General features: G+C 64.0%; 22 protein-coding genes. 8 read left to right on the plus strand and 14 right to left on the minus strand.

Annotation, left to right across the window (positions count from 1 at the left end):
* Positions 1-28: 28 nt before the first annotated feature.
* From K8R92_06025 to glgP, 3 genes are read left to right on the plus strand one after another with little or no spacing between them, the layout of a single operon-like run.
* The gene (locus tag K8R92_06025) at positions 29-2,473 is read left to right on the plus strand and encodes an alpha-glucosidase C-terminal domain-containing protein (GenBank protein ID MCE9619447.1); all 2,445 of its coding nucleotides are present in this window, start codon (positions 29-31) and stop codon (positions 2,471-2,473) included.
* 27 nt (positions 2,474-2,500) lie between these two features.
* Positions 2,501-3,916, plus strand: coding sequence for a 4-alpha-glucanotransferase (locus K8R92_06030; GenBank protein MCE9619448.1), 1,416 nt, complete (start codon positions 2,501-2,503; stop codon positions 3,914-3,916).
* A gap of 26 nt (positions 3,917-3,942) precedes the next feature.
* Positions 3,943-6,168: an alpha-glucan family phosphorylase gene (glgP, locus tag K8R92_06035; protein MCE9619449.1), complete on the plus strand. Its 2,226-nt coding sequence runs from the start codon at positions 3,943-3,945 to the stop codon at positions 6,166-6,168.
* Between the two features lie 108 nt (positions 6,169-6,276).
* Here the strand turns inward: glgP and K8R92_06040 are convergent, their stop codons facing one another.
* The 13 genes from K8R92_06040 to K8R92_06100 all read right to left on the minus strand — a co-directional run bounded on the left by K8R92_06040 (position 6,277) and on the right by K8R92_06100 (position 20,277).
* Positions 6,277-6,939, minus strand: a complete 663-nt coding sequence (locus tag K8R92_06040) for a hypothetical protein (protein MCE9619450.1) — start codon at positions 6,937-6,939, stop codon at positions 6,277-6,279.
* 226 nt (positions 6,940-7,165) lie between these two features.
* Entirely contained in the window at positions 7,166-9,235 is a 2,070-nt protein-coding gene (locus K8R92_06045; protein MCE9619451.1) for an alpha amylase C-terminal domain-containing protein, read from the minus strand.
* Positions 9,236-9,374: 139 nt separating this feature from the next.
* Positions 9,375-10,328, minus strand: a complete 954-nt coding sequence (locus tag K8R92_06050) for a type II secretion system GspH family protein (GenBank protein ID MCE9619452.1) — start codon at positions 10,326-10,328, stop codon at positions 9,375-9,377.
* A 66-nt stretch (positions 10,329-10,394) separates the two neighbouring features.
* Positions 10,395-11,279: a type II secretion system GspH family protein gene (locus tag K8R92_06055; protein ID MCE9619453.1), complete on the minus strand. Its 885-nt coding sequence runs from the start codon at positions 11,277-11,279 to the stop codon at positions 10,395-10,397.
* A gap of 141 nt (positions 11,280-11,420) precedes the next feature.
* On the minus strand, positions 11,421-12,554 hold the full coding sequence (locus K8R92_06060) for an AAA family ATPase (GenBank protein ID MCE9619454.1): 1,134 nt from the start codon (positions 12,552-12,554) through the stop codon (positions 11,421-11,423).
* 50 nt (positions 12,555-12,604) lie between these two features.
* Positions 12,605-13,105 carry a 2-C-methyl-D-erythritol 2,4-cyclodiphosphate synthase gene (gene ispF, locus K8R92_06065; GenBank protein ID MCE9619455.1) on the minus strand — a complete coding sequence of 167 codons (501 nt, stop codon included), beginning with the start codon at positions 13,103-13,105 and terminating at the stop codon, positions 12,605-12,607.
* Positions 13,101-13,589, minus strand: a complete 489-nt coding sequence (locus K8R92_06070; protein ID MCE9619456.1) for a hypothetical protein — start codon at positions 13,587-13,589, stop codon at positions 13,101-13,103. Before K8R92_06070 ends, ispF begins: the two co-directional genes overlap by 5 nt.
* A 24-nt stretch (positions 13,590-13,613) precedes the next feature.
* Positions 13,614-15,005 (minus strand): UDP-N-acetylmuramoyl-L-alanine--D-glutamate ligase, encoded by a 1,392-nt coding sequence (murD, locus tag K8R92_06075; GenBank protein MCE9619457.1) that lies wholly within the window; start codon positions 15,003-15,005, stop codon positions 13,614-13,616.
* Complete coding sequence (locus K8R92_06080) at positions 15,002-15,892, minus strand: ABC transporter ATP-binding protein (protein MCE9619458.1); 891 nt, start codon at positions 15,890-15,892, stop codon at positions 15,002-15,004. The genes murD and K8R92_06080 overlap by 4 nt, the downstream gene beginning before the upstream one ends.
* A 14-nt stretch (positions 15,893-15,906) precedes the next feature.
* A complete protein-coding gene (locus K8R92_06085; protein ID MCE9619459.1) occupies positions 15,907-16,683 on the minus strand; it encodes a hypothetical protein in 777 nt (258 codons plus the stop codon).
* A 10-nt stretch (positions 16,684-16,693) separates the two neighbouring features.
* Entirely contained in the window at positions 16,694-17,407 is a 714-nt protein-coding gene (locus K8R92_06090) for a hypothetical protein (GenBank protein MCE9619460.1), read from the minus strand.
* A gap of 95 nt (positions 17,408-17,502) precedes the next feature.
* Positions 17,503-18,360, minus strand: a complete 858-nt coding sequence (locus K8R92_06095) for a hypothetical protein (protein ID MCE9619461.1) — start codon at positions 18,358-18,360, stop codon at positions 17,503-17,505.
* A gap of 312 nt (positions 18,361-18,672) precedes the next feature.
* Positions 18,673-20,277, minus strand: a complete 1,605-nt coding sequence (locus K8R92_06100; protein MCE9619462.1) for a MiaB/RimO family radical SAM methylthiotransferase — start codon at positions 20,275-20,277, stop codon at positions 18,673-18,675.
* A gap of 43 nt (positions 20,278-20,320) precedes the next feature.
* On the opposite strand from K8R92_06100, the gene K8R92_06105 reads away from it, so the two are divergent.
* From K8R92_06105 to rpsR, 5 genes are all read left to right on the plus strand, one after another.
* The gene (locus K8R92_06105; protein ID MCE9619463.1) at positions 20,321-21,544 is read left to right on the plus strand and encodes a putative lipid II flippase FtsW; all 1,224 of its coding nucleotides are present in this window, start codon (positions 20,321-20,323) and stop codon (positions 21,542-21,544) included.
* 8 nt (positions 21,545-21,552) lie between these two features.
* Complete coding sequence (locus tag K8R92_06110; GenBank protein MCE9619464.1) at positions 21,553-22,701, plus strand: glycosyltransferase; 1,149 nt, start codon at positions 21,553-21,555, stop codon at positions 22,699-22,701.
* A 30-nt stretch (positions 22,702-22,731) separates the two neighbouring features.
* Entirely contained in the window at positions 22,732-23,964 is a 1,233-nt protein-coding gene (locus K8R92_06115; GenBank protein MCE9619465.1) for a hypothetical protein, read from the plus strand.
* Between the two features lie 127 nt (positions 23,965-24,091).
* Positions 24,092-24,958: a hydroxymethylglutaryl-CoA lyase gene (locus K8R92_06120; protein ID MCE9619466.1), complete on the plus strand. Its 867-nt coding sequence runs from the start codon at positions 24,092-24,094 to the stop codon at positions 24,956-24,958.
* Between the two features lie 179 nt (positions 24,959-25,137).
* Positions 25,138-25,344 (plus strand): 30S ribosomal protein S18, encoded by a 207-nt coding sequence (gene rpsR, locus K8R92_06125; GenBank protein ID MCE9619467.1) that lies wholly within the window; start codon positions 25,138-25,140, stop codon positions 25,342-25,344.
* A 1-nt stretch (position 25,345) separates the two neighbouring features.
* Here the strand turns inward: rpsR and K8R92_06130 are convergent, their stop codons facing one another.
* Positions 25,346-26,734, minus strand: coding sequence for a tetratricopeptide repeat protein (locus K8R92_06130; protein MCE9619468.1), 1,389 nt, complete (start codon positions 26,732-26,734; stop codon positions 25,346-25,348).
* Between the last annotated feature and the right edge of the window lie 62 nt (positions 26,735-26,796).

Genomic DNA, 26,796 nt, shown 5'->3' on the forward strand with positions numbered 1-26,796 from the left:
AATGAGTATATGGTTCGCAAACTGATCCATGCGTCGTGCCACTCGCCTCATCGCCTTTCGGCTCCTCTCGATCGCGGCGATCGGATCGTTGTGCTTCGCGGCGCGCATAGCGCCGCCGGAGGAGTTTCCACCGAAGGCGCCGATCGTCGCCAAAAGCGCGGAGCCGATTCCGGGATCGCTGCCACCCTCCTTGACCGCCGTGAAAGCCGCGGGCAAGCGCTGGCGGGTCGACTTCACCTTCAAGCCGCAGGAGCCGAATCCCAAAAGCGTTTCGCTCGCGGGAAGTTTCAACACATGGAACAAGCTGGCGACTCCGATGCGCCGCGCTCCCGATGGCGCCTGGACGGCGAGCGTGGAACTGCCCGAGGGCGTCACGCTCTACAAGTTCGTCGTCGACGGCGAGCAATGGTTCGCGGATCCGGCGAATCCCGAGGGCGATCCCGACGGAAACGGCGGCCGGAACTCGGTGCTGCGACTCGGTGATGCGGCGTTGCTCCGGCAGGCGCAGGGCGTTCGCGGCGATGGCAAGATCAACGCCGCCGCGCTGGGCCACGATCCCGCCCGCGCCCAGGACCGGGAGCATCGGCGCGACGACTCCTGGGCGATCCGCTACCGCACCCTCGCGGAGGACGTGGATTCAGTAAACTTGGCGACCCGCGAACTCGGCTCTTTCCCCATGCGGCGCGTCGGGCGGCTCGACTCGTTTGACTGGTGGGAAGTTGTTCTTCCCAGACCCCGTTCGCGGACGGACTACACCTTCCTCATCTCCGACGGAGCCACGCAATTGCGCGACGCCGAAATCTATTCCCTCGACCCCGCGGCCGCCTCCTCCTTCGTCACGCCCGACTGGGCCAAGAACGCGGTCTGGTACCACATCATGGTCGACCGCTTCCGCAACGGCGATGCCTCCAATGATCCGCAGAACACCCGTCCCTGGCGGAGCGAGTGGTACGCGACCAGCCCCTGGGAAGGCGCCAACGGCGAGACCTTCTACAACCACTTCGTCTTCGGCCGCATGTACGGCGGCGACATCGCCGGCATGACGCAGGCGCTGCCCTATCTCAAGGAGCTGGGCGTGAACGCGCTCTACCTGCTGCCGATGTTCGAGGCCAGCACGCCGCACAAGTACAACGCGACCAACTACCTCCACATCGACGACGCCTTCGGAAAGCAGGGCGGCTACGCCAAGGCCGCGGCCGTCGAGGACTTGCTGGATTCCAAGACCTGGACCTGGACTGAAAGCGACAAGCAATTCCTCGCCTTCCTGAAGGAGGCCAAGAAGCAGGGCTTCAAGGTGATCATCGACGGTGTCTTCAACCATGTCGGCACCCATCATCCGGCCTTCCTCGACGTGAAGAAGAATGGCCGCGAGAGCCGCTTCGCGGATTGGTTCAACATCAAGAGCTGGGATCCCTTCGACTATGAGGGTTGGTTCGGTCACAGCGAGCTGCCGACCTTCCGCAAGGACGAGGAGCATGGCATCGCCAGTGACAGCGCGCGCAGGCACATTCTTGAAGTCACGCGGCGCTGGATGGATCCCAACGGCGACGGCGATCCGAGCGACGGCATCGACGGCTGGCGCCTCGATGTGCCCAACGAGATCCCGATGTCCTTCTGGCGCGAGTGGCGCACGCTGGTCAAGAAGATCAACCCCCAGGCCTACATCACCGGCGAGATCTGGACGCGGGCCGACGCCTGGCTGGACGGCAACGCCTTCGACGCGGTGATGAACTACGAGTTCTGCAAGCCGGCCATCGAGTGGATCATCAACCGCACGACCCGGATCACGCCGAGCGAGCTGGATGCGCACCTGGCCAAACTTCGGCTGGCCTATCCGGCCGAGGCCACGTATGCGATGCAGAATCTGCTGGACAGCCACGACACCGACCGGATCGTCAGCATGGCGCGCAATCCCGACCGCGTCTACAACGAGAACAACCGCGAGCAGTCGGTGACGACCTACGACGCCTCCAAGCCCCGCGAGGAGGACTACCGCCGCGTGAGGCTGCTGGCCCTGCTGCAGATGACCTACGTTGGCGCGCCGATGATCTGGTATGGCACCGAGGCGGGCATGTGGGGCTCGGGCGATCCCAACAACCGCAAGCCGATGCTGTGGAAGGATCATGAGCCCTACGAGCAGCCCGAAGACAACCATGTCATGGGCGAGCAGCTGGCCTACTACAAGAGCGTGACGGCGCTGCGCAACAATCACTCGGCGCTGCGCACCGGCTCCTTCCAGACGGTGCTGACCGACGACGCGAAGAATGTCTGGGTCTTCCTGCGCAGCGACGCGAGCGAGCAGGTCCTGGTCGCCTTGAACGCGAGCGACCAGGGGGCCATGGTCGAGTTGCCCGCGGAGATCGGCGAAGGTTGGTCCCTGATCTTCGGATCGCAGGTGGAAAAGACGAAGTTCCCCGCCGTGACGATCCCAGCCACCGCCGGCTGCGTGTGGGTCCGTCCCGCTCCCAAATGACGCGCGGAAAAATCGTAGGATCGCAGCGTGTCAACCTCCATCTTTGACCATCGTCAAGCCGGCGTGTTGCTGCACCTCGGCAGCGTGCCCGGTCCACACGGCATCGGCGACCTGGGTCCGCAGGCCTTCCGCGTGGCCGACTGGATCGCCGCCTCGGGCTCGACCCTGTGGCAGATGCTTCCGGTGGGACCGGTCGGCAAGGGGGACTCGCCCTATTCGGCGACCAGCAGCTTTGCGATCGAGCCGCTCTTCCTCAGCCTGGAAGAACTGGCACGCAAAGGATTGCTTTCAAGGGAATCGTTGAAGGCGCCCGCTTCCCTTGGCCGCGGCAAGACTGATTACACAAGAGCTCGCGCCTTCAAATGGCCGCGTTTCCTTGAGGCATTCGAGCGATTCACCCGGAAAGGGGGAATTCGCAGCGCGAGCTTCCAGAAGTTTCGCCGCGATCATCGCAACTGGCTGCCCGGCTGGTGCGACTTCGCCTCGCGGCAGGATGGCCGCGAGCCCGCGCTGCACGCCTTCGTGCAATTCATGTTGGCCGAGCAATGGCAGCGGCTGCGCCGGCACTGCTCCAAACGTGGCGTGCATCTGATCGGCGACCTGCCCATTTTCGTGAGCCTGGACTCCGCGGATGTGTGCGACCACCCCGAGCTCTTCCGCCTGGACGCGAAGGGACGCCCCGAGGTGGTGACCGGCGTGCCTCCCGATTGCTTCTCGAAGGATGGCCAGCTCTGGGAGCATCCGCACTATCGCTGGCCCGCGCATCGCCGCCAGCGCTTCGCATGGTGGATCAGCCGCGTCAGGATCGCCCTGAATCGCTTCGACGCGCTGCGCATCGACCACTTCGTGGGGTTGAATCACGCCTATGAAATACCCGGCGCCGCCAGGACGGCGCGAAAGGGCGAGTGGCGGCCGACGCCCGGCCGTGAACTCCTGACCGCGATCCGCAAAAAACTCGGCGTGCTTCCGTTGATCGCCGAGGATCTGGGGGCGCTGACACCCGCGGCCGAAAAATTGCGCGACGACTTCGGCCTGCCCGGCATGAAGCTGCTGCACAACGCCTTCTACGGGCCGAACTCGGGCGACCTTCCCCACCGGCATCCGAAGCGCAGCGTGATCTATCCCGGCACACACGACAACGACACCACGCGTGGCTGGTGGCAGGGGCTCGCGCCCCCGGCGCGCGCCCGATTCCTCGCCCTCTCCGGTGCGGATTCATCCCGGCCCGAAAAAGCCATGATCCGCATGGCCTACGGCAGCCCCGCCAACACCGCCATCGTTGCGGCGCAGGACCTTTTGGGACTGGAACGCCGCGATCGCATGAACGTGCCCGGGGTCGCCGTCGGAAACTGGTCCTGGCGGCTGGAACCGGGGGCCTTGAGGGCGCCCATGGCGGCGCGGCTGCGAAAATTGGCCCTGGATTCCGGACGGCTTGCACTGTGACGCATTTTCGGCGAAGGTGATCGGCTATGGCTCATCCCGACACTCCCTCGGCCAAGATGCGATCGAACCTCTCCCCGGCGACGGTCACGCCATTGAAAAGGAAGCCCGCCTCGCAGAAAGTTGCCATCACGCCAAAGGACGCCAAAGCGCTTGAAGGCCTCGAGCGAGATCTGCACAACATCGCCGCCGACCTCTGGTGGTCCTGGAACGAGATCGGTCGGCGCCCCTTCGCGGCGCTTGATCCCTCCACGTGGGAGGCCTCGGGGCACAATCCGCTGGCCGTGCTGGCCCGGCTGGACCATTCCATGTTCGCCACGCGCTGCCAGGAGCCGGAGTTCGTCGGCATGATCCGCGCCGCCCGCGACGCCCAGAAGATCTATCACTCCACCGAGCCCTGGTTCGAGCGCACCGCGCCCGCCGGCAGCTCCACGCTGCATGTGGCCTATTTTTGCAGTGAGTTCGCCATCCACGAGAGCCTGCAGCAGTACGCCGGCGGACTCGGCGTGCTGGCCGGTGACCACATGAAGAGCGCCAGCGACCTGGGCGTGCCGATCACCGGAGTCGGGCTTCTCTACCAGCGCGGCTACTACCTGCAGCAGCTGCGGACCGACGGTTCGACGCGGGTGATCGAGCCCTACTGGTCGACCGAGCAGATGCCGTTGACCGATGAGAAGCTGGTCATCCGGGTTCCGCTGGGCAACCGGAAGGTCCGCGCCAAGATCTGGTCGATGCGGATCGGACGCGTCCGAATCATGCTGCTGGACACCGATCTCAAGGCCAACAAGAAACGCGACCGCCGACTGACCGAGGGCCTCTACAAGGGCGAGCCGGCGCTGCGGCTGCGCCAGCAGGTGCTGCTGGGCGTCGGCGGCGTGATTGCACTGCGCGAGCTCAGGCTCAAGCCGACCGTCTTCCACCTGAACGAGGGCCACGCGGCCTTCGCCTCGGTGACCCGGCTGGCGGCGCTGGTCGATGATGGCGTCTCCATCGAGAAGGCCATTGAGCAGGTCCGCGGCAGCACGGTCTTCACCACGCACACCCCGGTGCCCGCGGGACACGACCGCTATGACGCCGAGGAGGTTGCCGACCTCATGGAACCCTGCTGGAAGAAGGCCGGCCTGGCCCGGCGCGCCTTCCTGGAGATGGGCTCGGAGAATCCCAACGATCCCAAGGCGACCTTCTGCATGACGGTGCTCGCCCTTCGCACCGCCCAGTTCGTCAACGGCGTCGCGGCGCTGCACGGACGGGTGAGCCGCGAAATGTGGCAGGGGGTCTTCGGGGCCGCCGACGCGGCGCTGGTGCCGATCGGCCATGTCACCAACGGCGTCCATGCCCGCACCTGGCTCGCCCCCGAGGCCGAGGCCTTCTGGAAAAAGCACATCGGCCTGGATCTTGATCGCATCGAGACCGGCGAAGATCCCTGGAAAAGTGTTCCCAACGTCGACCCCGCGGCTCTCTGGCAGCTGCGAAGCGACCTGCGCAATCGCCTGGTCCACTTCATCCGCGAACGGCTGCTCATGCAGGCGATGCGTCGCGGCGACGCGCCGGATCCGGCCCTGCGTTCCCTCCACGCCTTCGATCCCGCGGCGCTGACCATCGGCTTTGCCCGCCGCTTCGCCACCTACAAGCGGGCCCCCCTGATCTTCCGCGACGCGGAGCGTCTGCGCCGCATTTTGGGCGATGCCAAGCGGCCGGTTCAGATCGTCTTCGCGGGCAAGGCCCATCCGCGCGACAAGGATGGCCAGGCCTACGCAGCTCAGGTGCATCACTGGGCGACGGAGTCCGGCTTCGAGGGGCGCATCGTGCTGCTGGAGGAGTACGACATGCATGTCGGCCGCATGCTGGTGAGCGGCTGCGACGTCTGGTTGAATAATCCGCTGCGGCCCTACGAGGCCAGCGGCACCAGCGGCATGAAGCCCCCCATGCATGGCGGAATCAACCTGAGCATCCTGGATGGCTGGTGGCCCGAGGCCTGTGACGGCACCAACGGCTGGGCGATCGGCGATGGCCGCGAGGGGACCGATCGCGAGGAGCAGGATCGGATCGACGCGGAGAGCCTCTACGGCCTCCTGGAGAACGAAGTGGTGCCCGACTTCTTCGATCGAGATCACGGCGGTGTGCCCCAGCGCTGGCTCCAGCGCTGCATCCGAAGCGCGGCGACCATTCCCGGCCGGTTCAATTCCCACCGGATGGTGGCGGAATACCTGGAGAAGTCCTATCTGCCGGCGCTGGAAAGCTCGAAGCAGAAATAGTCCGCAAAAAGAAGAAACCCCGCCTTTGAAAGCGGGGTCTCTTGAAATCACTCCAAACCCGTATTGCGTCAGTGAAACGCGAGGCAAGTCCGCCTCGCAAGTGATGCTTTACGCCCGACGACGCTTGCCGAGAAGACCTGCGAGTCCGACCAAGGCGATGGCGCCTGGAGTCGGAACCGGGACAACGCGGTAGTCAAGGTATTCGCCGGCGGTGCTCGCCTCGCCCCAGCCACTGGTCGCTGCCGTGGCTCGGCTCAGGTGATCCACACCGGGATCATTGCCGCCGCCGCTTGTTGCCACATCAAAGTACATGTGGTCGCCGGCACTCAACCCAAGCGAAGCGAGGGAGACCGTCCAGGAGACCGTGTTGCCGCTCACCGAGTTGGTGAAGGTCTGCGATCCGCCCCAATCCCAGCCGCCGCCATTGAAGGCGACATTCTGGCTGTTGTCGGTGGGCTGGTCGATCCAGCTGCCGATGAAGTGGTTGGCGTTGCCGCCATTCTGATTGATCGGGCGCGACCAGGCATTGCTGCCGTCGCCGTTGCCAGCGGTTCTGATGAGGATCATGAATTTGGACCAAGACGCAAAGCCGCGCGTGGTCACGGCGAAGGTGATGCTCGAAGCATCGTTCGTCACGGAGACGCTCGAGATGTCGAGGTTGGCCAAGCCACCATTGTCGAAGAGATCATTTTCCGCGTCGACATAGACATCGGCGAAAGAAGAACTCGCTGCGAGACAGGCGACCGTTGCGGCAATCTTGAAAGTGTTCATACGGGAAGGCTCCAATGCGCCGCTAATGAACGCGCGGCTTGACGCCCTTCACCATTCTCCAACAGGTCTCAATAATGCCACATGCGGGGACCGTTGCAACTCGAAAGCCCGATTTTCCAGAAAAAATGCCTTAATAATTTCCCGCCGCGACGGATCTAAGGCCGCCATTTGCTCCGAGATGAGCCCTGCCTTTGCAAAAACCGGGTGTCGGCTCGGAAATGACGGGTCAGGAACAGGTCCAGTCGTAGTCAAGCAGGAGCACGCCAACATCGCCGCCGTCGACCTCGCCGCTTCCGTCCAAGTCGCTGGCGCAGCCGGGGCAGGGGCCGAAGTCAAGCAGCAGCAGGCCGAGATCCCCCGAGTCGACTACGCAGTCTCCGTTGAGGTCCGATGGATTGCCCTGGCTCGCTCCATCCTGGCTGTAGACGATGAAGGAATACGCACCCGCGTTGAAGTTGCCGCTGTAGGGCATCCCGTCATAGGGGCCTCCATCAGCCTCGATATCCACGCAGAGCGTGTTCGCGTAGTCGCTCGAGTAGCCATTCCAGTCGCTGTTCATCCGGCAGCGCCACATGCCGGGACGGGGCAGGCCGATCCGGTAGTTGGTCAGCGGCCAGGTGCTGAAGTTCGCCAGCACCACCACATCGTCGCCGCCGCCGCCATTCTCCCAGCGATGCCAGGCGATGACCTTGTTCCAGTCGTTCACATGGAAGACATTGGTGCTGGCGCCGGTCAGGCCGCGGGTTTCCCCGTTCAAATTGCGCCGCAGCGCGATCATGTCCTTGTAGAGCTGCAGGATGCCGGCGTAGGTCGTGGTCTTGCTCCAATCCAGCGGATCGTTCGGATCGAAGTAGCCATCCTCAAGAAACTCCTGGCCCATGAACATCATGGGAATGCCGGGGCTGAAAAAGGCGACCGCCGCGGCGAGCGTGCTGCGCTTGCGGGCATACCAGTTGCCCGGCGCAGCGGGGCTGATCTCGGAGGGCACGCGGCTCTTGCCGTTGGCGTCCTCGTCGTGGCTCTCGGTGTAGATGATGCGCTGGGTGTGGACGCCGTTGTAATTCTGCAGAATGATGTCGCGCACGGAGGCCATGCTGCGGTTGGCGTCGCTGGTTTCCTCGACGACGCTGCGGATGCTGTGCACGAACCAGTCCCACTGGGTGTCGAAGCCGGCGCCGCCCGCTCCGGTGGGCTTGGTGACCCAGTCGTTATCGTCGAAATCCTCGGCGATTGACAGCTTCCCGGGATAGGCCGCGTCGATCTCGTTGTTGCACCACTGCAGCAGGCTCCAGCCCTCGGGAATGTCGATGCCGAATTGGTCGGTCCGGCGGATGTACTTGGTGCCATCCCAGCGCAGGCCGTCCATGCGGAACTCGTCCAGCCACATCATGGCGTTGTCGCGGATGTACTGGCGCACCTCGCCGCGCGAATAGTCCATTCGGGTGTTGCCCCAGGGGGTCGTGGCGTGGGTGGTGTCGTTGTAGAAGAAGATGCCGCCCAGGTTGTTGGCGTTCCAGCCGTCGAACTTCCACATGTCCAGGTCGTTGGGGCCGAGGTGGTTGTAGACGACGTCGTTGAGCACGGCGATCCCGCGGGCGTGGCACTCGTCGACGAATTTCTTCAAGTCGTTCGGGTTTCCGTAAATGCTTTCGACGGAGAAGGGATAGCTGAGGTTGTAGCCCCAGGAGAGATCGCCGGGAAACTCGTTGATCGGAAGCAGCTCCACGCAGTTCACGCCGAGCGACTGGATGTGATCCAGCTTGGCGATCGCATCGATGAAGGTGCCGGGGGCGGAGCCGTCGGGAACCCAGAAGGCCCCGATGTGCATCTCGTAGATGATCAGCTCGTTCCAGTTGTCAATCTGGAAGTTGTTGTTGACCCAGGTGTAGGAATTCGGGTCGTACACCACGCTGTTGCCGACGCTGTTGGTCAGGCGGCGGGCGCGAGGATCATTCTTCTGGGTGTAGACGTTGTTGTACTTCACCGCGAACTTGTACTGGGCGTTGGCGACGACGTTGGGGACGTCGCCCGACCACCAGCCGTTGCCCTCGCTGCCGAGCATGTGCGCCGTGTTGCTGTAGAAGTTGAAGGAGCCGGCCACGCTCACGGCCTGGGCGTTGGGGGCCCAGGTTCGGAAGGTGACCCCCTTGTTGGAGGAGCTCACGAAGTAGGGGATGGCGCCCACGCCGGGCCGGCTGGAGGGCGAGAGTTGCGCGGCGAAGGCGCTGGACAGACAGACCGCTGCGACGAGGGCGGCGAACACGTTGGCGGCGATGGAGTGTTTCTTGGTGGGCATCAACAAGTGGTCTTTCAGGGCTGACGGGTCTGTCCATCAACATAATCCGAAAACACCGGAAGGCGAGGTCTTTCCTGCATTTTCGCGGACTTTGGAACTATAGCCTTATCCCAATGCCATCTCGCGCATTATTTGGACGCTAATTGATTTTTCCGGGCAGCAGCATTTTCTTGATGTTGTAGAGATCGACATCGGTGTCGGGCAAATCCGGATAGGCGCCATTGCTGAATTGAGCTTGCAAGTCGCCGTTGATCATTTCCGGGCTTTGACTCTGGTAGAGGACCGTGTGGCCATCCACGAGGACCATGTTGAAGGCGCCGGAGTTCCACACGGCAGGGACGTTGTACCACGCGGTGTTGGCGTAGGCGCCGGTGACCGGATCGATCGTGATCTCGGGATTGCCGATGAAGCCGTTGACATTCCACCCCGGCACGCCTTTGGCCTGGTCCCACTCGGGCAGGGCAAGCAGGGTTTCCGCAGGCTTGAGGATGCGGGCCGCGGCGCGCGTGTCGAAACTGTAGCTGGGTGTCGAGATATTCCCGGGCAATGGATAGGTGTCCTCGCAGTACATCACGCCCACGAACGAATTCAGCGAGTAGCTGCGGAGACGGCCGGTTGGATCCTGCGGACTCTTGTAGGCGGTTTCGCTGCCGATGTAATCGTACAGGCTTCCCTTCTGGAGCGCGGCTGAAGTCTCGGCGGATCCGTTGATGGTCCCCGGCACCGCGGGATCGGTCCGGACCCATCCGATGTATTCGTTGCCCGCGTCCTCGCGGATGATCGATCCGTTGGGAACGGTCTTCAGGTTTGACCATCCCACCGGGGTGTCCGTGCGCGGGCTCGGCAGGCGGCCATTGTTCGAGGAGCTGTAGGTGTTCACGGCCGTTCCGATGGTGCCGAGATTCTTCATGCATTCGATGGTGCGGCCCGTCTGCGTGGCGCGGCCTACGCCGACAAGCACCAGGGAAATAATGATGCCGAGAATGGCGATGACCACCAGAAGTTCAACCAGAGTGAATCCTTCAGAGGATCCACCGTGACTTGAACTCGCGGAAAATATTTTATTGATTCTAAAAAACGAGGTGGAGTTCATGGAAATTCCTTGACTCCTCGCGCATCATGATGCACTCGCCATCGCCGCAGGGCGATTCTTTGGGCGCTACTTTATTTTTCCGGGCAGCAGCATCTTCTTGATGTTGTAGAGATCGACAAAGGTGTCGGGCAAATCCGGATAACCCGGACTGGATTTGTATTGGGCTTGAAGGTCGCCATTTTTCATTTCTGGGCTTTGAATCTGGTAACCCTCGACGCTGCCGTCGACATGGACCATGTTGACTTCGCCGGGATTCCACACCGAGGGGGCGTCGTACCACTTGCCGTTGGAGAATGTCCCGGTGGCGGTGTCCAGGGTGATTTCAGGATTGCCCAGGAATCCGTTGGCATTCCAGCCCGTCTGACCTTTGGCTTGATCCCATTCAGGCAAGGCCAGCAATGTTTCCGCCGGATGGGGGATGCGGGAAACAGTGCGGGTGTCGTAGGAATAATTTTTCGAGATGTTGCCGGAGTTGCCCAGCGGGTAAAAGTCGTCGCAGTATTGGACGCCCACGAAGGAGTTCAGCGAATAGCTGCGCACCCGGGCGGTGGGATCCTGCGGACTCTTGTAGGCCGCTTCGCTGCCGATGTATTCGTACAGGCTTCCCTTTTGCAGGGCGATCGGGGTCTCATACTGATTGAATCCATTGGCTTTGATAGAGCCGGGGACCGCGGGCACCTCGGTTCGAACCCAGCCGATGTAGGTGTTGGCAGCGTCCTCGCGGATGGCTGAAGTCGGATCGTTGGGATCGTTTTTCAAACTGGACCAGCCTGCGGGAGTGTCGGTGCGAGGGCTGGGCAATCGGCCCTTGTTCGATGAGCTGTAGGTGTTCGCCGCGGTGCCGATGGTGCGAAGATTGCCGCGGCAGGCGGTGGCCCGGCCCGCCTGGGTGGCCCGGCCCACGCCGACCAGCACAAGGGCGATGATGATGCCGAGGATTGCGACGACCACAAGGAGCTCCACCAGCGTGAAACCCGCCCGGCCTCGAGGCTGCGTCCGAGGGAGAGTTTCCTCTTCACGGAATCCAAACAAATCGGCTGAGTTCATGAAAATCCTTGCGCTTTCTTGTGCCTCGCGCCGCTTCAAGGCGCGTCAGTGACCGAACAGATTCTGCGTGGCGAACATGCCCTTGGCCTCGAAATGGGCAAGTGCTTCTGGAACACTTCGGAAGACCTTGGTGGCGGTTTCAGAAATAAAGGGACTTGGCGATTTTTTCGGCTTCCAGACCACATAAACCTCCTTGGCATGCTCGAAGGCATGCTGGAGTTCCCGCTCGACGCCGCTGGACAGTCCGGGAATGCCCCCCGGCAGCTCGGGCACCAGGCTCACGATCATGTCGCTCTGGTCGATCAGGCGGAAGTCGCGCATGTAGATCTGCCCGTCAACGTCGCCGGCGATGTCGAGCACCTCACGCACCGGGAGTCGGATCTCCGGCGAGCCCTTGCGGCCTCCGAAGGAGTGCGCCTCCACGGTGATGAAATCCTTGCCGTCGCGCGCCGCGGCGATGGCCCGCTCCAGCAGCAGCTTCTCGTCCACGTCGCCGGGATCGAAAGTGATGAAGTGCTTGGCCAAGTCGGCGCGGAAGGCGTCGATCTCCGCCAGCACCTCCGGCATGTCCACCACATGGCTCATGGGGAAGCTGGGGTAGACCTTGCGCATGTCGGGGCGAGTGATCAGGCGGAAGGCGGTTTCGGTGGTGTCGACCTGGCGGCCGCGGCTGAGGATGTAGAAACCGCCCGGGCAGCCCAGGGCCTGGGCCATCAGCTCGCTGGCCAGGATCTCCTCCTCGCGCCAGACCATGCAGTCCTTCAGGGTCGCGTCCAGCACGTGCTCGTTGTGCAACCGCGCGTGGACCACCTCGACGTTGTCGACCATGCAGATGAACATGTCCGGCTGCAGCCGCTTGAGCAGATCGAAGTCGCACGCGGCGAAGAGGCCGTGGCGCCAGCGGAAGGTGGCGTGGGTGTTGACGATGATGTTGGGATGCTGCTCGGGGGGTGAGACATGGCTGATGATGTCCTTGAAGGCCGAGCGGCGCAGGCTGGCCAGCCGGCTCAGCGGCAGATCGAGGATGCGGCCGGGCTTGACGTCCGCTGCTTCCGCGTACATCAGGTCGCCCACATGGAAGACTTCAAGGGTGTCGCCCCGCTCGCCGGCCAATTTCTGGACCGCCTTGAGATAGGGTTTCTTGTCGACGCCGACCTGACCGGTGATGACTGCTCGCATGCCCCGGAGTGTAGCTGGAAATCCCGGAAATCGACTTGCAGGCCGGGGTTTTAACCGGAGGTCAGCAGCGCGACGCAGTGGACTTCGATGGCGCGGCCTTCGCCGACGGCGTCCACGCGCTCGTGGGTCTTGCCCTTCACGTTGACCTGGCTCTCCTCGCAGCCCAGAAGCTGCGCCAGGTTTTTGCGGATGGATTCCTTGACCGGCCCGATTTTCGGCCGTTCGCAGATCACGGTGGCGTCGAGGTTGGAAAGCTGGAAGTTTTTCTCGCGCATCAGCCCCAGGGATTGCCGCAGGAAGTGCGAACTGTCCTTGCCGAGCCACTGCGGATCGCTGTCGGGGAAAAGCTGTCCGATGTCAGGCAGCCCCAGCGCGCCGAGGATCGCGTCGGTGACCGCGTGCAGCAGCGCGTCACCATCCGAATGGCCGACCGGTCCCTGCTCATGAGGAATGGAAACGCCACCGAGCACGAAGGGCTTTCCCTTTCCCTTGGGAGCGAGCGGCTCGAGCCGGTGCAGGTCGTAGCCGTGGCCGACGCGAATCACCTTAATTGTCGTACTGGCTCGGGGACTTGGAGGGAATCCTGCCGCCCTGGGTTGTGGCGTAGGGCGGCAGCGTCTCCACCTGGTCCGTCCGGATGCGTCTCAGCCGCGATGCCGCGTCGGGCTCGGGCCAGACCGGAGGCTTGCGGATGTCCATTTCGATGCGCCGCGCGGCCGCCGGCGGACAGGAGAGCTGGTTGTTGAGGCTTCCGAACTGCTCGCCGCCCTCCCACACCGCGTACACCATTCGGTCAGGCGAATAGATCGGATCGTCGCCGCCTCCCTGCAGAAAATTGAAGGTGAGCTGCTGGCCCGGGGGAATCTCCATGATGAAGAAGGCTTCATCAGTCCGCGCGTCCACCACCGTGATGGTGAGGGGCTGCATGCTGGTCGAGATGTAGGTATAGCCACGGCCGGAATTGGGCATGAGTCCGCCGTCCGGCGCGTAGCAGCCGGCGAGTGTCGCGAGCAATCCAAGGATCAGGGTTCGCATGAGGGGGTTCATTCGGGGAATACTTTAGCTCACTATCGACAATTCTGCGAAACGTTCTCCACGTGCCTCGTAATTTTGAAATTGGTCCCAGCTGGCGCATCCCGGCGAGAGCAGGACCACGTCGCCCGGCCGGACGCGGGAGCGAATCATCTGAACCGCGTTTTCCAGCGTCTGGCAATTGGTCCCGCCGGCACTGGCCAGTTCCGGCGCGGCGGTTCCAATGGAGTAGAGCCCCGCCAGCCGGGGTGCGAGGGCCGCCAGCGGGGAGAGATCGGCGCCCTTGGCCAGGCCGCCGACGATGAGATGGATCTTGACCGGATCGGAAAAACTCCTGACCGCGAAGATCGCCGACGCGGGAGTGGTGGCCTTGCTGTCGTTGATCCAACGGACGCCGCCGGATTCGTGCACCAGGGAAAGCCGGTGCGGCAACCCTGGGAATTGATTCATTCGGGCGGCCAGGGCTTTCGCCGTCGCATCGACATCGAGTTTGGGATCGTCGACCCTCAGCGCTGCAATGGCGGCCTGCAGCGCCAGGAGCAGGTTCCGCTGGTTGTGCTCGCCGATGAGCTTGGCGCCATCGAAGAGCGGCATGCAGGTTTCCAGCTGCGGATCAAGTTGCGGATTCTTCCACCAACGGCCCGCGGAAAGCGCTGCCCATCGCGTGGCCACATCCGGCGATTCGATGTCGAAGCGAGTGAGAAAGGTTTGCTGGTTTGGCGCGGCATTGCGGATGACGGATTTGCTGGCGCTGTAGTTGGCGGCGTCACCATGCCAATCCAGATGGTTGTCGGAGAGATTGGTCAGCACGCCGATCCGCGCGTGCCACGCGGCGTTCCCCGAGTCGGGGCCGAGCCACCAGAGCATGAAACTGGAGAGCTCAAGCACCAGCCATTCATTCGGCGCAATGGAGGGCGCGTTCTTCAGCAGGCTGCCGCCGATGTTGCCCGCGAAGAGTGCTCGGCGCCCTTGGTATCCGTCGAGCGCCGCGTGGATCAGCGCCGAGGTCGTGCTCTTGCCCGAGCTGCCGGTGACGGCGATCACCCGACGGGAGGGAATGTGCTGCAGCGCGAGTCGGAGCTCGGTGGTGATCTGCGCACCGGACTCACGCGCTGCTTTCAAGAATTGATTGTTCCATGGCTTGGGCACTGCGGGGTTGGCCACGACCAGCTCCGCCTTTCGAAAATCGTCCAGCTCATGCGCACCCAGGCGCAGCTGAACCACGCCCGAACGGATCAGCGGGGCGATTTCGGCGATGGATTCGCTCAACTTTTCCTCGCTGGAAAGGTCGGTGACCAGGATCTCCTTCGCACCCTGCTCGGCAAGCCATTGGGTGGCCCCGATGCCGCCGCCGAAGGCGCCCAGTCCCATCACCAAGCAGCGCTTGCCCCCGATGTCGACCGCGCTTCGCGTGCTCATCGGCTGGGGGTGATGGCCGGAACCTTCGTGGTGCCGTCGAGTCCCAGGTCGAGTCCCAGGTTCAGCAGATCCTCGGCGTAGTTGGTGGCTTCCTTGCGCTCCGTGAGCGGCCCTTGGGCGTCGCCGCGCAGGAACTGGCGGATCAAGCGCTCCTTCTCCGGCAAAGCCTTGGCGTCCGCCTCAGAGGTTTTGCGCAGCTTGTCAAAGGCCTCGCGGGTGTCGATCATGAGTGCCCGGCCCTTGTCCAGCATGCACATGCGGTCGGCGATGGTGAAGGCGCTGTCCATCTCATGGGTCACCACCACGCTGGTCACGCCGAGCTTGCGGGTGAGATCGAGCATGAGCTGGTCGATTTCGGCGCTGGTGACGGGATCCAGTCCGGCGCTGGGCTCGTCGTAGAAAAGGATCCGCGGATCAAGCGCCAGGGCCCGTGCCAGGCCGGCCCGCTTCTTCATGCCGCCCGAGATCTGCGAGGGAAATTTGTTGGCGTGCTCGCGCAGGCCGACGAGTTCGAGCTTGATCATCACCTGGATCTCGATGATGTGCGCGTCAAGCGAGGTGTGCTCGCGCAGCGGCAGGGCGACGTTGTCCGCAATGCTCATGCTGTTGAAGAGCGCGCCGGATTGGAAGAGGATTCCGAACTTCTTGCGCACGGCGTTCAGGCCCGCCTCGCCGACGGTGGCCATCTCCTCGCCGAACAGCTTGATGGAGCCCTCGGTGGGCTGCAGGCTGCCGATCAGGTGGCGCAGCAGCGTGCTTTTGCCGCAGCCAGAGCCGCCCATGATCACCATGGTCTCCCCCTCGGAAATATCCAGATTGATTCCGTCGAGCACGGTCTGCGTGCCGAATCGACGCACCAAACCGCGAATTTCAATGGCGTTGCCCATGGCCTATAGCGTACTCACGGGGCCGGGGCGGGTGGTTTGGCATCCCCCGGGCTGTTCGATCCCGTAGGTGCAGCCGGCAAGGTGGCGGGGGATGCGGAATTTTCGAGAAGTGGAGGCGCAGGCTCGCCATCGGGAAAGAGCATGTCGCCGCGTGCCGCATCCAGAATGCGCAGCGATCGCCAGGACATGGTGCTTTTGCCGGACTTTTCATCAAATCGTTCCAATCCGAGATCAGCCTCAACGGGCCCCGAGTCGAACTGGATCGTGACGGGAATCACCGCCACGGAGCGCCTCCCGGGTTGGTCAAGCGGCGTGGGGCGGGACGTGCTGTATCTGGAGGAGACAAAAGTTCCGTAGCGTTTTTTCACTTGTTCAGCGAATTCGTCGAGTTGCTCCTTGGACAACGAACTCGCCGGACCTGCCCATTCCCTACGCATGCCTTCGGTATCGGCCGCAAAGAGGGCCGCCAGCGCCGGATTCGGCCCCAGCACGATCGTGCGCAAACCCGAGGTCCAGTAGAGCCACACGCTCAGCAGCGTCGTGGCGAGCCCGAACACGATTGCGGTTTTGGCCAGCCAGGCACCTTTGGTCTCGGGATTCAAGCGGATGCTTCGCAGGGCGAGCATGCCGGTTCCCGCGCCAAGCAGCGTCATGGGGGGGCAGCAGAATGGAATGCAGAACATGGCGGAGAGCACCGCCACTCGGTTCCACGATTTCACAACGTTCACGGCATTCCCCGCAGTGGAAAATGCATCGGCCTGGTCGAAGTCCGGATCTGGGTTTGGATTCATCGGGGATGACTCAAGGTTGCTTCGCCGGAGGTGTTGGTGCCAGCACCAGATCGCCCAGGCTCGAGTCGTCGACGGTGAGCTCGATCAGGCGGGTCGCAGGAGTCCATTGCTCGTTCTGTGGAACCAGCTGAAAGACCACGCTCCCGGTGGTTTCGCGGCGCTCGAACTTGAGCGTGATGGCCGAGGTCATGGCCACGTCGAGCAGGCCCCCGTCGCCCACCTGGCTGATGAAGGTGACTTCCTGAAGGATTCCGTACCGCTTGGCGGCCTCGGCGGCGAACAGGGTCAATTGCTCCTTGGTCGGCGCGCTGCGGGCGGCGGGCGCGAGGGGGTTCGGCGCCATGGCGATGACGCACTTGGAGTAGTCGTCGGCGAAGGCCGCGCGGACACAGGTGTTCATGCTGCGGTCAAGACTTTTCCGCAGCCAGTCGCTCAGGGCCTCGTAGGTCACGGCCTGCACGACGAGCCCGACCAGGCTCAGGATCATCGCCGCGCGGGCGAGGCGGCGGGCGCGGAGGTCGGCGCTGGCGCGAAGGCGCCAAAGGCTGGCAATGGCCAAGGGAGTCGAGATGAATCCGACAAAGGGGCAGCAGGGGACCGGCGAAAGGATCGAAAGTCCGAAGGCAACCGAAGCCAGGGTGAATCGCGAGGACGCCGCAGCGGTTGGCCGGGGCGCTGGTGCGCCGCCGGGCGCATCGGAAAGAGGCTCGTTCGTCGGCGACATGAACCTGCAAGATATGGCAAAAAACGAAAGTCCTCCGCATCGTTAAAGATGCGGAGGACTGAAGAGTGTAGAAAAGAGACTCTGTTAGTTGCGAATCAAGCCCGGCGACGGCGTCCGAAGAACGCTCCGGCGACGCCGATCAGAGCTGCGGCACCCGGGGTTGGAATCGCACCGGCGGAGAAGGTCCATGGCGTTTGCCCACCATCGACTCCGTCAAAGGACGAATCAAAGATCCACGTCTTGCCGCCTGTGGTGTACTTGGTCTGCGCATCGCTCTTCACATTGGCGCTGGCGATGGTGTACATCGTGGTGCCTCCGGTCTGAGCGGTCGACTTGCCGGTCCAGTTGAACCAGACGGACATGGTGACGGGACCACCGTTGGCGATGATGTCGCTGGTCTTGAGACTGAATCGTCCGACCATGATCAGGTGGTCCGCATTGGCCGATGCATTGGTTTCAAAGCCCGCATCGCTCGGAGCACTCTGAGTCATACCGGCTCCCACGAAGAGGGGAGTCGCGTTGTAGCCGCCGATCACCGAGCCGACGTTTGAGTTCGGGTTGGTGAAATAGGAGTCAGCATTCACGTTGCCGGTGTTTCCCGCTCCCTGCGTGCGGGCGCCAACGGTCATGTACGAATCCCATGTGTTGTTTCCGGTACCGCCGCCCGCGCTCGAGCCCGGGAGCCAGCTGGTGTTGCTGTGCTGGAAGTTGAGTCCGGCGCTATTTTCCCACTTCGCCGTCTTGGTGACGCCGAAAGTGGAGGCATCGGTGGTGGCCTGGCCATAGGTGTTCACCATGCGCTCACCTTGCGTGCCGACTCCGACCGCTGAATTGAACTTGAGGAAGACATCCATCACCGAGTAGTCGGTGCCTCCGGAGGAGACGATGTAGTTGTGGGCATACAAGCCTTGAGCACCCGCGACGGAGGCGTTGGCGACCCCCACTGTATTCATGGCAACAGCAGCCGCGAGCGAAGCTCCAGTGATACCAAAAAGCGAATTCTTCATTTCTTTCCCTTTCCCTCTCTTCATGGAGGAACAAATTGTGGACAGTGACCTTTTCCCAATGATTCACAGACAACATGTCTCTGAATCCAATCCCTACCAAGTCATCTTCCGCAGAGTCCAATTCAACGGTTCCATTGCAAGCGAACATCTCGAATCTTTCCCCAAGTTTTCATTCGTTCGTCCAGTAAATTGAAGGGCCGCGAAAGCCAAAGGCCACAGAGAGCGATGAAACGCCATATTGAATCTGAACCGCATATTTTATCGGACTGACATGGTCGGCCGCTCGATCACGCGCGGACTCGGTCCATTCCCCGCCACCATTACTCCGTGAAGCATGAGAGATGAACTCGTCATCAATTGTGCGGTCACAATGTTTCCAACAAAGTTGCCGGCTTCGGCGCCGTCCGGCGTGTCCAGGCTGACGATCAAATCGCCGGCGGTGCGGCCGCGCAGCGTAGTGCGATGATCGCGGGGCTCCTTGGTTTCCCAGCGCAGCTCGACGCCGCGCGCAGTCGGATGTGCGTCCCGCAACGTGCACACCTCCTCGATCAGCACCTCGACCGTTTTTCCGATCCACGCGGCATGCACGCGCGAGCTGGTTTCCGCCTGCAGATTCAAGAGGATGCTGTTGCGCAGCTTCTTGACCTCGTTGGGAATGTCATCCTTGAAGCGGTCGATGGCGACGGTGCCCGGCCGCGGCGAATACTTGAAGATGAAATTGTTCTTGAAGGGGAGCTTGCGGACCAGGTCGCAGGAGGCCTCGAAATCCTCGTCGCTCTCGGTGGGAAAACCCACGATGAAATCTCCGGCCAGGGTGGCGTCCGGCAGAATCTCCAGGGCCTCCGTCGCGAAGGCCTCATACTCGCCGCGGGTGTAGCCGCGATTCATCAGCTTCAGGATGCGGTCGGAGCCGCTCTGGGCAGGAGCGTGCAGATAGCGGCAGATGCGCGGACAATCCCGCATGGTTTCCAGGATGTCGCGGCCGAAATCGCGGGGATAGCTGGTGACGAAGCGGAGCCGGGCAATGGCGGGCACCTCGTCATGAATGCGGCGCAGCAGCTGGGCGAAGGTGGTGACCCGCTTGCCCGCAGCGATGGGAGCCCGGAACGCCGAGAGACCCGGGCCGATTTGCGGCGCTTCGCGCCCGTCGAGGGTGACGGCGGGACCATGCTCGTAGCGGTAGTGGTTGACGGTCTGGCCAAGCAGCGTGATCTCGATGGCGCCGGCATCGGCAAGCTTGCGGCACTCCTCGACGATGGAATCCGGCGGCCGGTGCACTTCGGCGCCGCGCGTGTTGGGGACCACGCAGTAGGTGCAGAACTTGTTGCACCCGCGGGTGATCCGGACCTGGGCCGCGAAGGCGCTGCGGCCGGCCACGATCGGATCGAAGGCCCGGGAAAGATCGAGATTCTCGAGATCATCCTGCACCGCGGCCAGGGCGGCGCTTCGGCGCGTTCGATTGCCGGCCAGGGCGGTGCGCTCGGCGGCGGAGGCGGCCTCGGAGCGGCGCGAGGCGTCGATCAGCGTGGGCAGCTTGTCCAGCTCGCCGGGCCCGCACATGATGTCGACCTGGGGAAATCGGCGGAGCAGGGCCAGGCCATCCCTTTCGGCCATGCACCCCAGCACCCCCAGGAGAATATTTTCCCCCGCCAGCTTGCGCTGACCCACGATGCCGATGCGCGAATAGGCCTTGCTTTCCGCGTGTTCGCGCACAGAGCAGGTGTTCAGCAGCACGATCTGGGCATCCTCGGGCCGGTCGGCAAAGGTGTAGCCCAGGCTCCCGAGCTGGCCGCGGACCAGCTCCGAGTCGAGCTCGTTCATCTGGCACCCAAAGGTTTCGAGATAAACCGTGGTTGCGGGCATCGGAGCAGTCTAGTGCGGCGGCGTGGTTTGCCGATGAAGGGGGATGCGCGCAGGACAGGGTCTTCTCTTCTTCGTGGTGGCTCTATTGGTCACCGGAACCGTGATGGTGAACTCGGCATCGCTGACCTCCACCAATGGAGCGGGCATCACGTTGACCGATCTGCTCCTGGGACGGAACACATGGTTCGCCCTCGCCTCCGTGGCCGCCCTCTGGCTGGGAACCCGGATGCCGGTCGATCGGGTCTTCTCGATGCGCGGGCTTTCGAGTCCGGTTCCCTGGATCGTGCTGGCGATGTTCCTTGGACTGGTTCTGGTGCAAATCCCCGGCATCGGCCGCGAGGTGAATGGGGCTCGGCGCTGGATCTCGATCGGTCCCGTTGGACTGCAGCCGAGCGAAATTGTGAAATGGGGCATGCCGATCGTGATCGCTTGGCATTGCTGCCGCCGCGCCGGCGGGCTGGGATCTTTTTGGAAGGGGTTTCTGCCGCCGCTTCTGTTCGTCAGCGCGTTCGCCGGGCTGGTGGCCTTGCAGGACTTGGGCACCGCGGTCCTGATCGAAGTGGTCGCGATCGCGATGCTGATCGCGGCGGGCGCGAGAATCTGGCACGCTCTGTTGCTGTTGCCGGCGGTTCTGCTGGCGGTGGCGGGGCTGATCGTCACCAGCCCATACCGGTTGAACCGCATTCTGGCCTATTGGGATCCCTTCGCCGACGCGCAGGGCAAGGGCTATCACATCATTCAAAGCATGGCCGCGATCACGGGCGGTGGTTTGCCCGGGCGAGGGCTGGGCAATGGCATCCAGAAATTCGGCTACCTGCCCGAGGCCACCACGGATTTCATCTATGCGATCGTGTGCGAGGAACTGGGGATCGGCGGGGCGATCGGCGTGCTGGCCATCTTCGTGATGCTGGCGATCACCGGCCTGGCGATCGCCACCGCGACGGCCAAGGTGAAGGACCAGGAGGGGCGGGTTCAATCGCTGGCGCTGACCACCAATTTTGAGTCGCTCATTGCCACGGGCTTCACGCTCACCGTCACGCTGCAAGCACTGATCAACGCCGCAGTGGTCACCGGCCTGGCCCCGACCAAGGGGATCGCCCTGCCGTTGATCTCGCGCGGCGGAACCGGATGGATTTTGACGGCGTTCAGCCTGGGCATGGTCGCCAGCATCGCCGGCGCCTCGGATCGGCGGCGCAAGATGCTGGGCAGCGCGGGACGGCTCGTGGAACCGCCGGAGATCGAAGCGGCGCTCCCGTCCACCGGCTGAGGGCGCGCATGAGTTCAAGTTCGCAGCAGCAGCCCGCGCGGACCGATGAGGGCGCTGTCGGCTTCGCCGGCGGCGGATCGGGCGGGCACATCAGCCCGGGCATCGCGATCGCCGAGCGGATCGCCACCCGCGCGCCGGGCATGGCCTCAGTTTTTCTGTGCAGCACGCGGGCCATCGACCTGGAGATGCTGCGCGAGGCCGGCGCGATCGCGGAGCCGATGCCGGCTTCTCCGCCCTCGCTGAAGCCGGGGCGCCTTCTGAGATTCGCGAAAAATTATTTCGCCGCCAAGCGCCGCGCGGCGGAGGTGATGCGGGAGCGGAACATCCGGCACATCGTCAGTCTGGGCGGATTCGTGACGGTTCCCGTGGTGGTGGCGGCGCGGAAACTGGGCATTCCGGTGACCCTGCTGAATCTCGATGCGACGCCGGGCAAGGCCAACCGTTTCGTCCAGTCGCGGGCCACGCACGTCTTCAGCGCCGTGGCGGCGCAGGAATTGAAGCGATGGGATGGCGAGGTGCTCGGTTTTCCCGTGCGGCGCAGCGCCGTGGCCCCAGCCGATCCGGCGGGCTGCCGCGCCGAGCTGGGGCTCGAGCCGACCCGGTTCACGCTGCTGGTGACCGGCGCTTCGCAAGGGGCTTCGTCGCTCAACCTGTTTGTTCCGCACTTCGCCGCCCGGCACAAGGATCTGCTCACTCGCTGGCAGATCCTGCATCTGGCCGGGGGCTCCACGGCCGACGCGGCGCTGCTGCGTTCGGAGTACACGCGTCTGGGAGTGAAGGCGGTGGTGATTCCTTTTCTTCATCGCATGGGGCTGGCGTGGGGCGCGGCGGATCTGGCCCTGACCCGCGCCGGGGCCAACAGCGTGGCCGAGGTGGAACTCAACAACGTGCCGGCGATCTTCGTTCCCTATCCCTACCACCGCGATCTGCACCAGAAGGCGAATGCCGAACCGCTGGTCAAGGCCGGCGCGGCGGCACTGGCGCTGGACCGGCTCGAACGCGACTTCAACATGCAGTCGATCGGCGTGACCCTGGAGCATTTGATCGCCGACGGCGCCGCTCGCGACGCGATGCACGCGGCGCTTGCCGCGCGGCCAAAGCGCGACGCCGCCGACCGCGTGGCGGAGCTGGTGCTGGCCGATTTGAAGCCCCGGTGATCGCCCGACAGGCCCTACCATCAAGGCCAAGTGCGACGCTCATCCCTTCATGACGAATTGGAATCGTTCGCCCGGGCGGAGTCGGGGCGCCGCGCGGCCCTGGTGCGGGAAGCGGATCGACCCGCGAGTCGGCAGACGCAGGCGGTCGAGGGAGGCGTCCTCTGGATTCCCTACGGGCCGGCAGAGCAGGCGGAATGCGTGGAAATTGCCGCGGATATCGGAGCTGCGGCCTCCGAGTACGCGGCGATCCGCCGCGGCGCGGGCGTGATGGATTCGAGCCAGCGCGGCGTGCTGGAAGTGCGCGGCGCGGACCGCGTGGCGTTCCTGCAGCGCATGGTGACGCAGGACCTCAACGGCATGGTGGCGGGCGAGGTGCGCGAGAGTTTCTGGCTCAATCGCAAGGGGAGGATCGAGGCGGATCTCCTCCTCTGCGAGTGCGGCGAGTGCATGCGAATCGACGTGGACCGCTTCGTGGCCAAGGGCGTGACCGAGCAGCTCCAATCCTTCGTGTTCAGCGAGGACGTCTCCCTGCGCGATTGCTCCGACGACGCGGGCCGCTTGTCGATTCACGGCGCCGCCGCGCTGCGGGTCCTGGACGAAGCGGGCCTGGCGACTGAGGGACTTCAAACCAATCGGCGCGTGATCGGAGGCCGCATTGCGGAACGTGCGGTGTGGTGCGCCCGGCGTGATCAGACCGGCGAGGTCGGCGTGGAAGTGTTCTGCGCCATCTCGGATCTTTCCTCAATCTGGAAGGCGCTGGTCGACCTTGGAGCGCGGACCGATTCGATGGTGCGGCCCGTGGGATGGAGCGCCTTCAACGTCGCACGCATCGAGGCGGGGACGCCGCTGTTCCTGGTCGATTTCGGCAAGCAGAATCTGCCCCACGAAAGCGGGGTGCTTGACCGGCGGGTGAACTTCAAGAAGGGCTGTTACCTGGGACAGGAAGTGGTGGCCCGGATGCAGAGCCTGGGCAAGCCGAAACAGGTGTTGCGTGCGCTGCGCGTGCAGGGTGAGGCGATTCCGATGGCGGGGGCGCAGATCTTTGCGCCCGGCGCCGAAGGCGGTGGAAACATCGGCGAATGTGTGGGAGCCGTCACCAGCAGCGCGCCCGCGCCGATGCTGGGCGCGGCCGGAATCGCTTTTGGCATGATCAGGTCGGCCGCGGCCGTCGCAGGCGGCGAAGTCGTGATCGCCGCCGAGGGAGCGCTGGCGCGGGCGAGAATCCAGGAAACGCTCTCCTTCCTGCCGGATTCCAAGCCATGACCGTGGAGCCGGAGTTCATCCTCTTCTTGGCGGCGGGCCTGCTCAGCGTGATCCTCGCGGTGGCGGCTTTCTTCGGGCTTCGCAAAATCCTGCGCCAGGAGCGCGATCATCCGCCGGGGGATGGGGCGTGAACGCAATCCGCGTCACCGAAGTCGGCCCCCGCGACGGCCTGCAGAATGAGCCGGTCGCCCTTGCGACCGCTGCGAAGATCGCCTTCATCGACGCGCTGTCCCTCGCCGGCTTCCCCGAAATCGAGGTGACCAGCTTCGTCCGCGCCGACCGCGTGCCGCAGTTGGCCGACGGCGCCGCGGTGATGAAGGGAATTCGACGGCGGCCCGGCACGGTGTATTCCGTGCTGGTGCCCAACGAGCGGGGGCTCGACGCGGCGCTGGAGGCGGGTGCGCAGAAGATCTCCGTCTTCGTCAGCGCCAGCGAAGGATTCAGCCGGCGCAACGTGAACGCCTCGATCGGCGAGTGCCTGGAGAAATTGCGGCCGGTTGTCGCGCGGGCGAGGAAAGCCGCGCTGCCGGTGCGCGGCTACGTGAGTTGCGTGGTCAAGTGCCCCTACGACGGCGCGGTCTCCGCCGAGCAGGTCCGCACGGTCGCCGCCGAGTTGCTGGCCATGGGGGTGACGGAGCTTGACCTGGGCGACACCATTGGCGCCGCGGTTCCCGACGACATGGATCGTCTGTTCGCGGGTCTTCAATCAGTCGCTGCCCCGGGAGCGATCACGTTGCACCTGCACGACACATCCCGCCATGCCCTGGACGTCGCCGAGCGCGCGATCCATCTCGGCGTGGCGAGCTTCGACGCCAGCGCCGGCGGACTCGGCGGCTGCCCCTTTGCCCCCGGTTCGCCGGGCAATCTGGCCACCGAGGATCTGCTGCAGTTGACGAAAAGACTGGGATTGGAGACGGGGGTGGATGCGGACCAGGTCCGGTACGCTTCGCTGGCCCTCCGGGCAGAAATTGAAATGGCCAGAAAACGCCGTTGAATCGCGGATTTCCGACGGGGACGCGTGGGTGCCGGAACCCTGCGAATCCATGGGCCGCTTTCAATCAGAACCAAATTTGACTACACTGTTCGGCTCGTCGCTCCCGATCGTCGGGGGCTCTCGCAATTGAGATCCAGGACGCAAAGCACATGAGCCAGTATTCAAGCGGACAATTTGGAATGGGACAGGAACCCCGACGAGCCTCGCTCAAGGGGCCGATCGACTACAAGAACGCCGAGGAGCTTCGGCGCCTGATGACCAACAACGGCAAGATCCAGAGCCGCAAGCGTCTGGGACTGTCGGCGAAGGAACAGAAGCAGATCACCCAGGCGATCAAGCGCGCCCGACACATGGCGATCCTTCCCTTCACCAACGCCACCGCGTAATTCACATCGGTTTGATGGTTCCGGCCTCGCGCGCATCCGAACGGATCAGCCGCGCCAGCCATGGGTACCGGAAGATCCTCGCCCGCCATCGCAGGCGGCGGAACGACGCATCGTTCGGCTTGATGGCCAGGCCTTTTCGAATCCAGGACATGGCCTTGGCGTTGTCGCCGCGCGAGAGCCAGGCGAGGCCGAGGTTGTGCATGGCAAAGAGATTTTCGGGCTCGATCGCCAGCAGGCGCTCGCTCGCTTCGTTGCCCTTGTCCAGGTCGCTGTTGCGGTAATGGGCCAGGGCCAGCTTCTGCCAGGGCATCGCCGCATTCTTCACGCGTTCGAAGCGCATCGCCGCCGTCAGCACCCGTGCGGCCAGGGCGGGCTTCTGCGCCGCCAGCATCAGCGAGGCCAGGTTGACCGCGGCCTCCACGTTTTCCAGGCGCGGATTGGTTTCCGGGGCGCATTGCTGGACATGAATCTCCAGCAGGCGGGCGGCCTCGGCCATTTCACCGTTCTCCAGCCGGGCCCGGGCAAGTTCCACGCGCGGCAGCGGATTGGAGGGGTCCAGCCGCATCGCCATCTCCAGTTCCGTGCACGCTTCGTCGAAGCGGCGCGTGTTCGCCGCCAGCACGCCCAGCCGCCAGCGCGCGGCGGCATTGGCGGGATCAATCTCGATGGCGCGGCGGAACTTCTCGGCGGCCTCGGGGTCGCGGCGCTGGCGCAGCAGCACGTCGCCGAAGGCCAGAAGTGTGCTGACATCGCCGGGCCGCAGCCGCAGCTCCTCGGTCAGCAGCTCGACGGCGCGGTGAGCATGACCGCCATCGCCCAGGAGCTGGGCGAGCCGGGTGCGCGCCCGCGGCAGATTCGGCTCCAGACGGATCGCCTCGCGCAGGCACCACATGGCGCGCTCGATCTTCGCATCCTCGACCAGGACATCGGCAACCGCCTGCAGGGTGGCGGGCATTGCCTCGAGATGCTGCTGGGCGAGGTAGAAAACCAGCATGGCGTCCTCGCGGCGTCCGAGCCGCCGAAGGCTTTCGACGCGGCAGCCCCAGCCGGCGTCAAGGGAGGGATCGAATTGCGTCGCCTGCTCAGCCCACTTCAAGGCCACCGGCCAGCGGCCCAGCGCCGCCGCCGCGATCGCCGCCGCCAGGCGCGGCTCCGCGTGCTTGGGGGCGCATTTGCAGGCGATTTCAAAGCATTGAAGCGCTTCCTCGCCGCGGCCCGCCGCCTGCAGGGTCACGCCAAGGTTCAGGCGCCAGGCACTGCGGTCCGGCTCCAGATCGATCGCCTTGCGCAGGCACGCCTCGGCCTCGCCAAGCCGGCCCTTGCGAAAAAATTCGCGGGCCTGTTCCACGAGTTGCTCGGCGTTGAAATCGAATTCGGGGGCCTCGTCCATGGGGGGAGTGTAGTCGGGCAAGCGGCGCGGCCCTCCAAAGAGCACGGAATTTTTCCCGCCAA

This window comes from Planctomycetota bacterium (assembly GCA_021414025.1).
In the GTDB taxonomy this organism is placed as follows: domain Bacteria; phylum Planctomycetota; class Phycisphaerae; order Phycisphaerales; family SM1A02; genus SYAC01.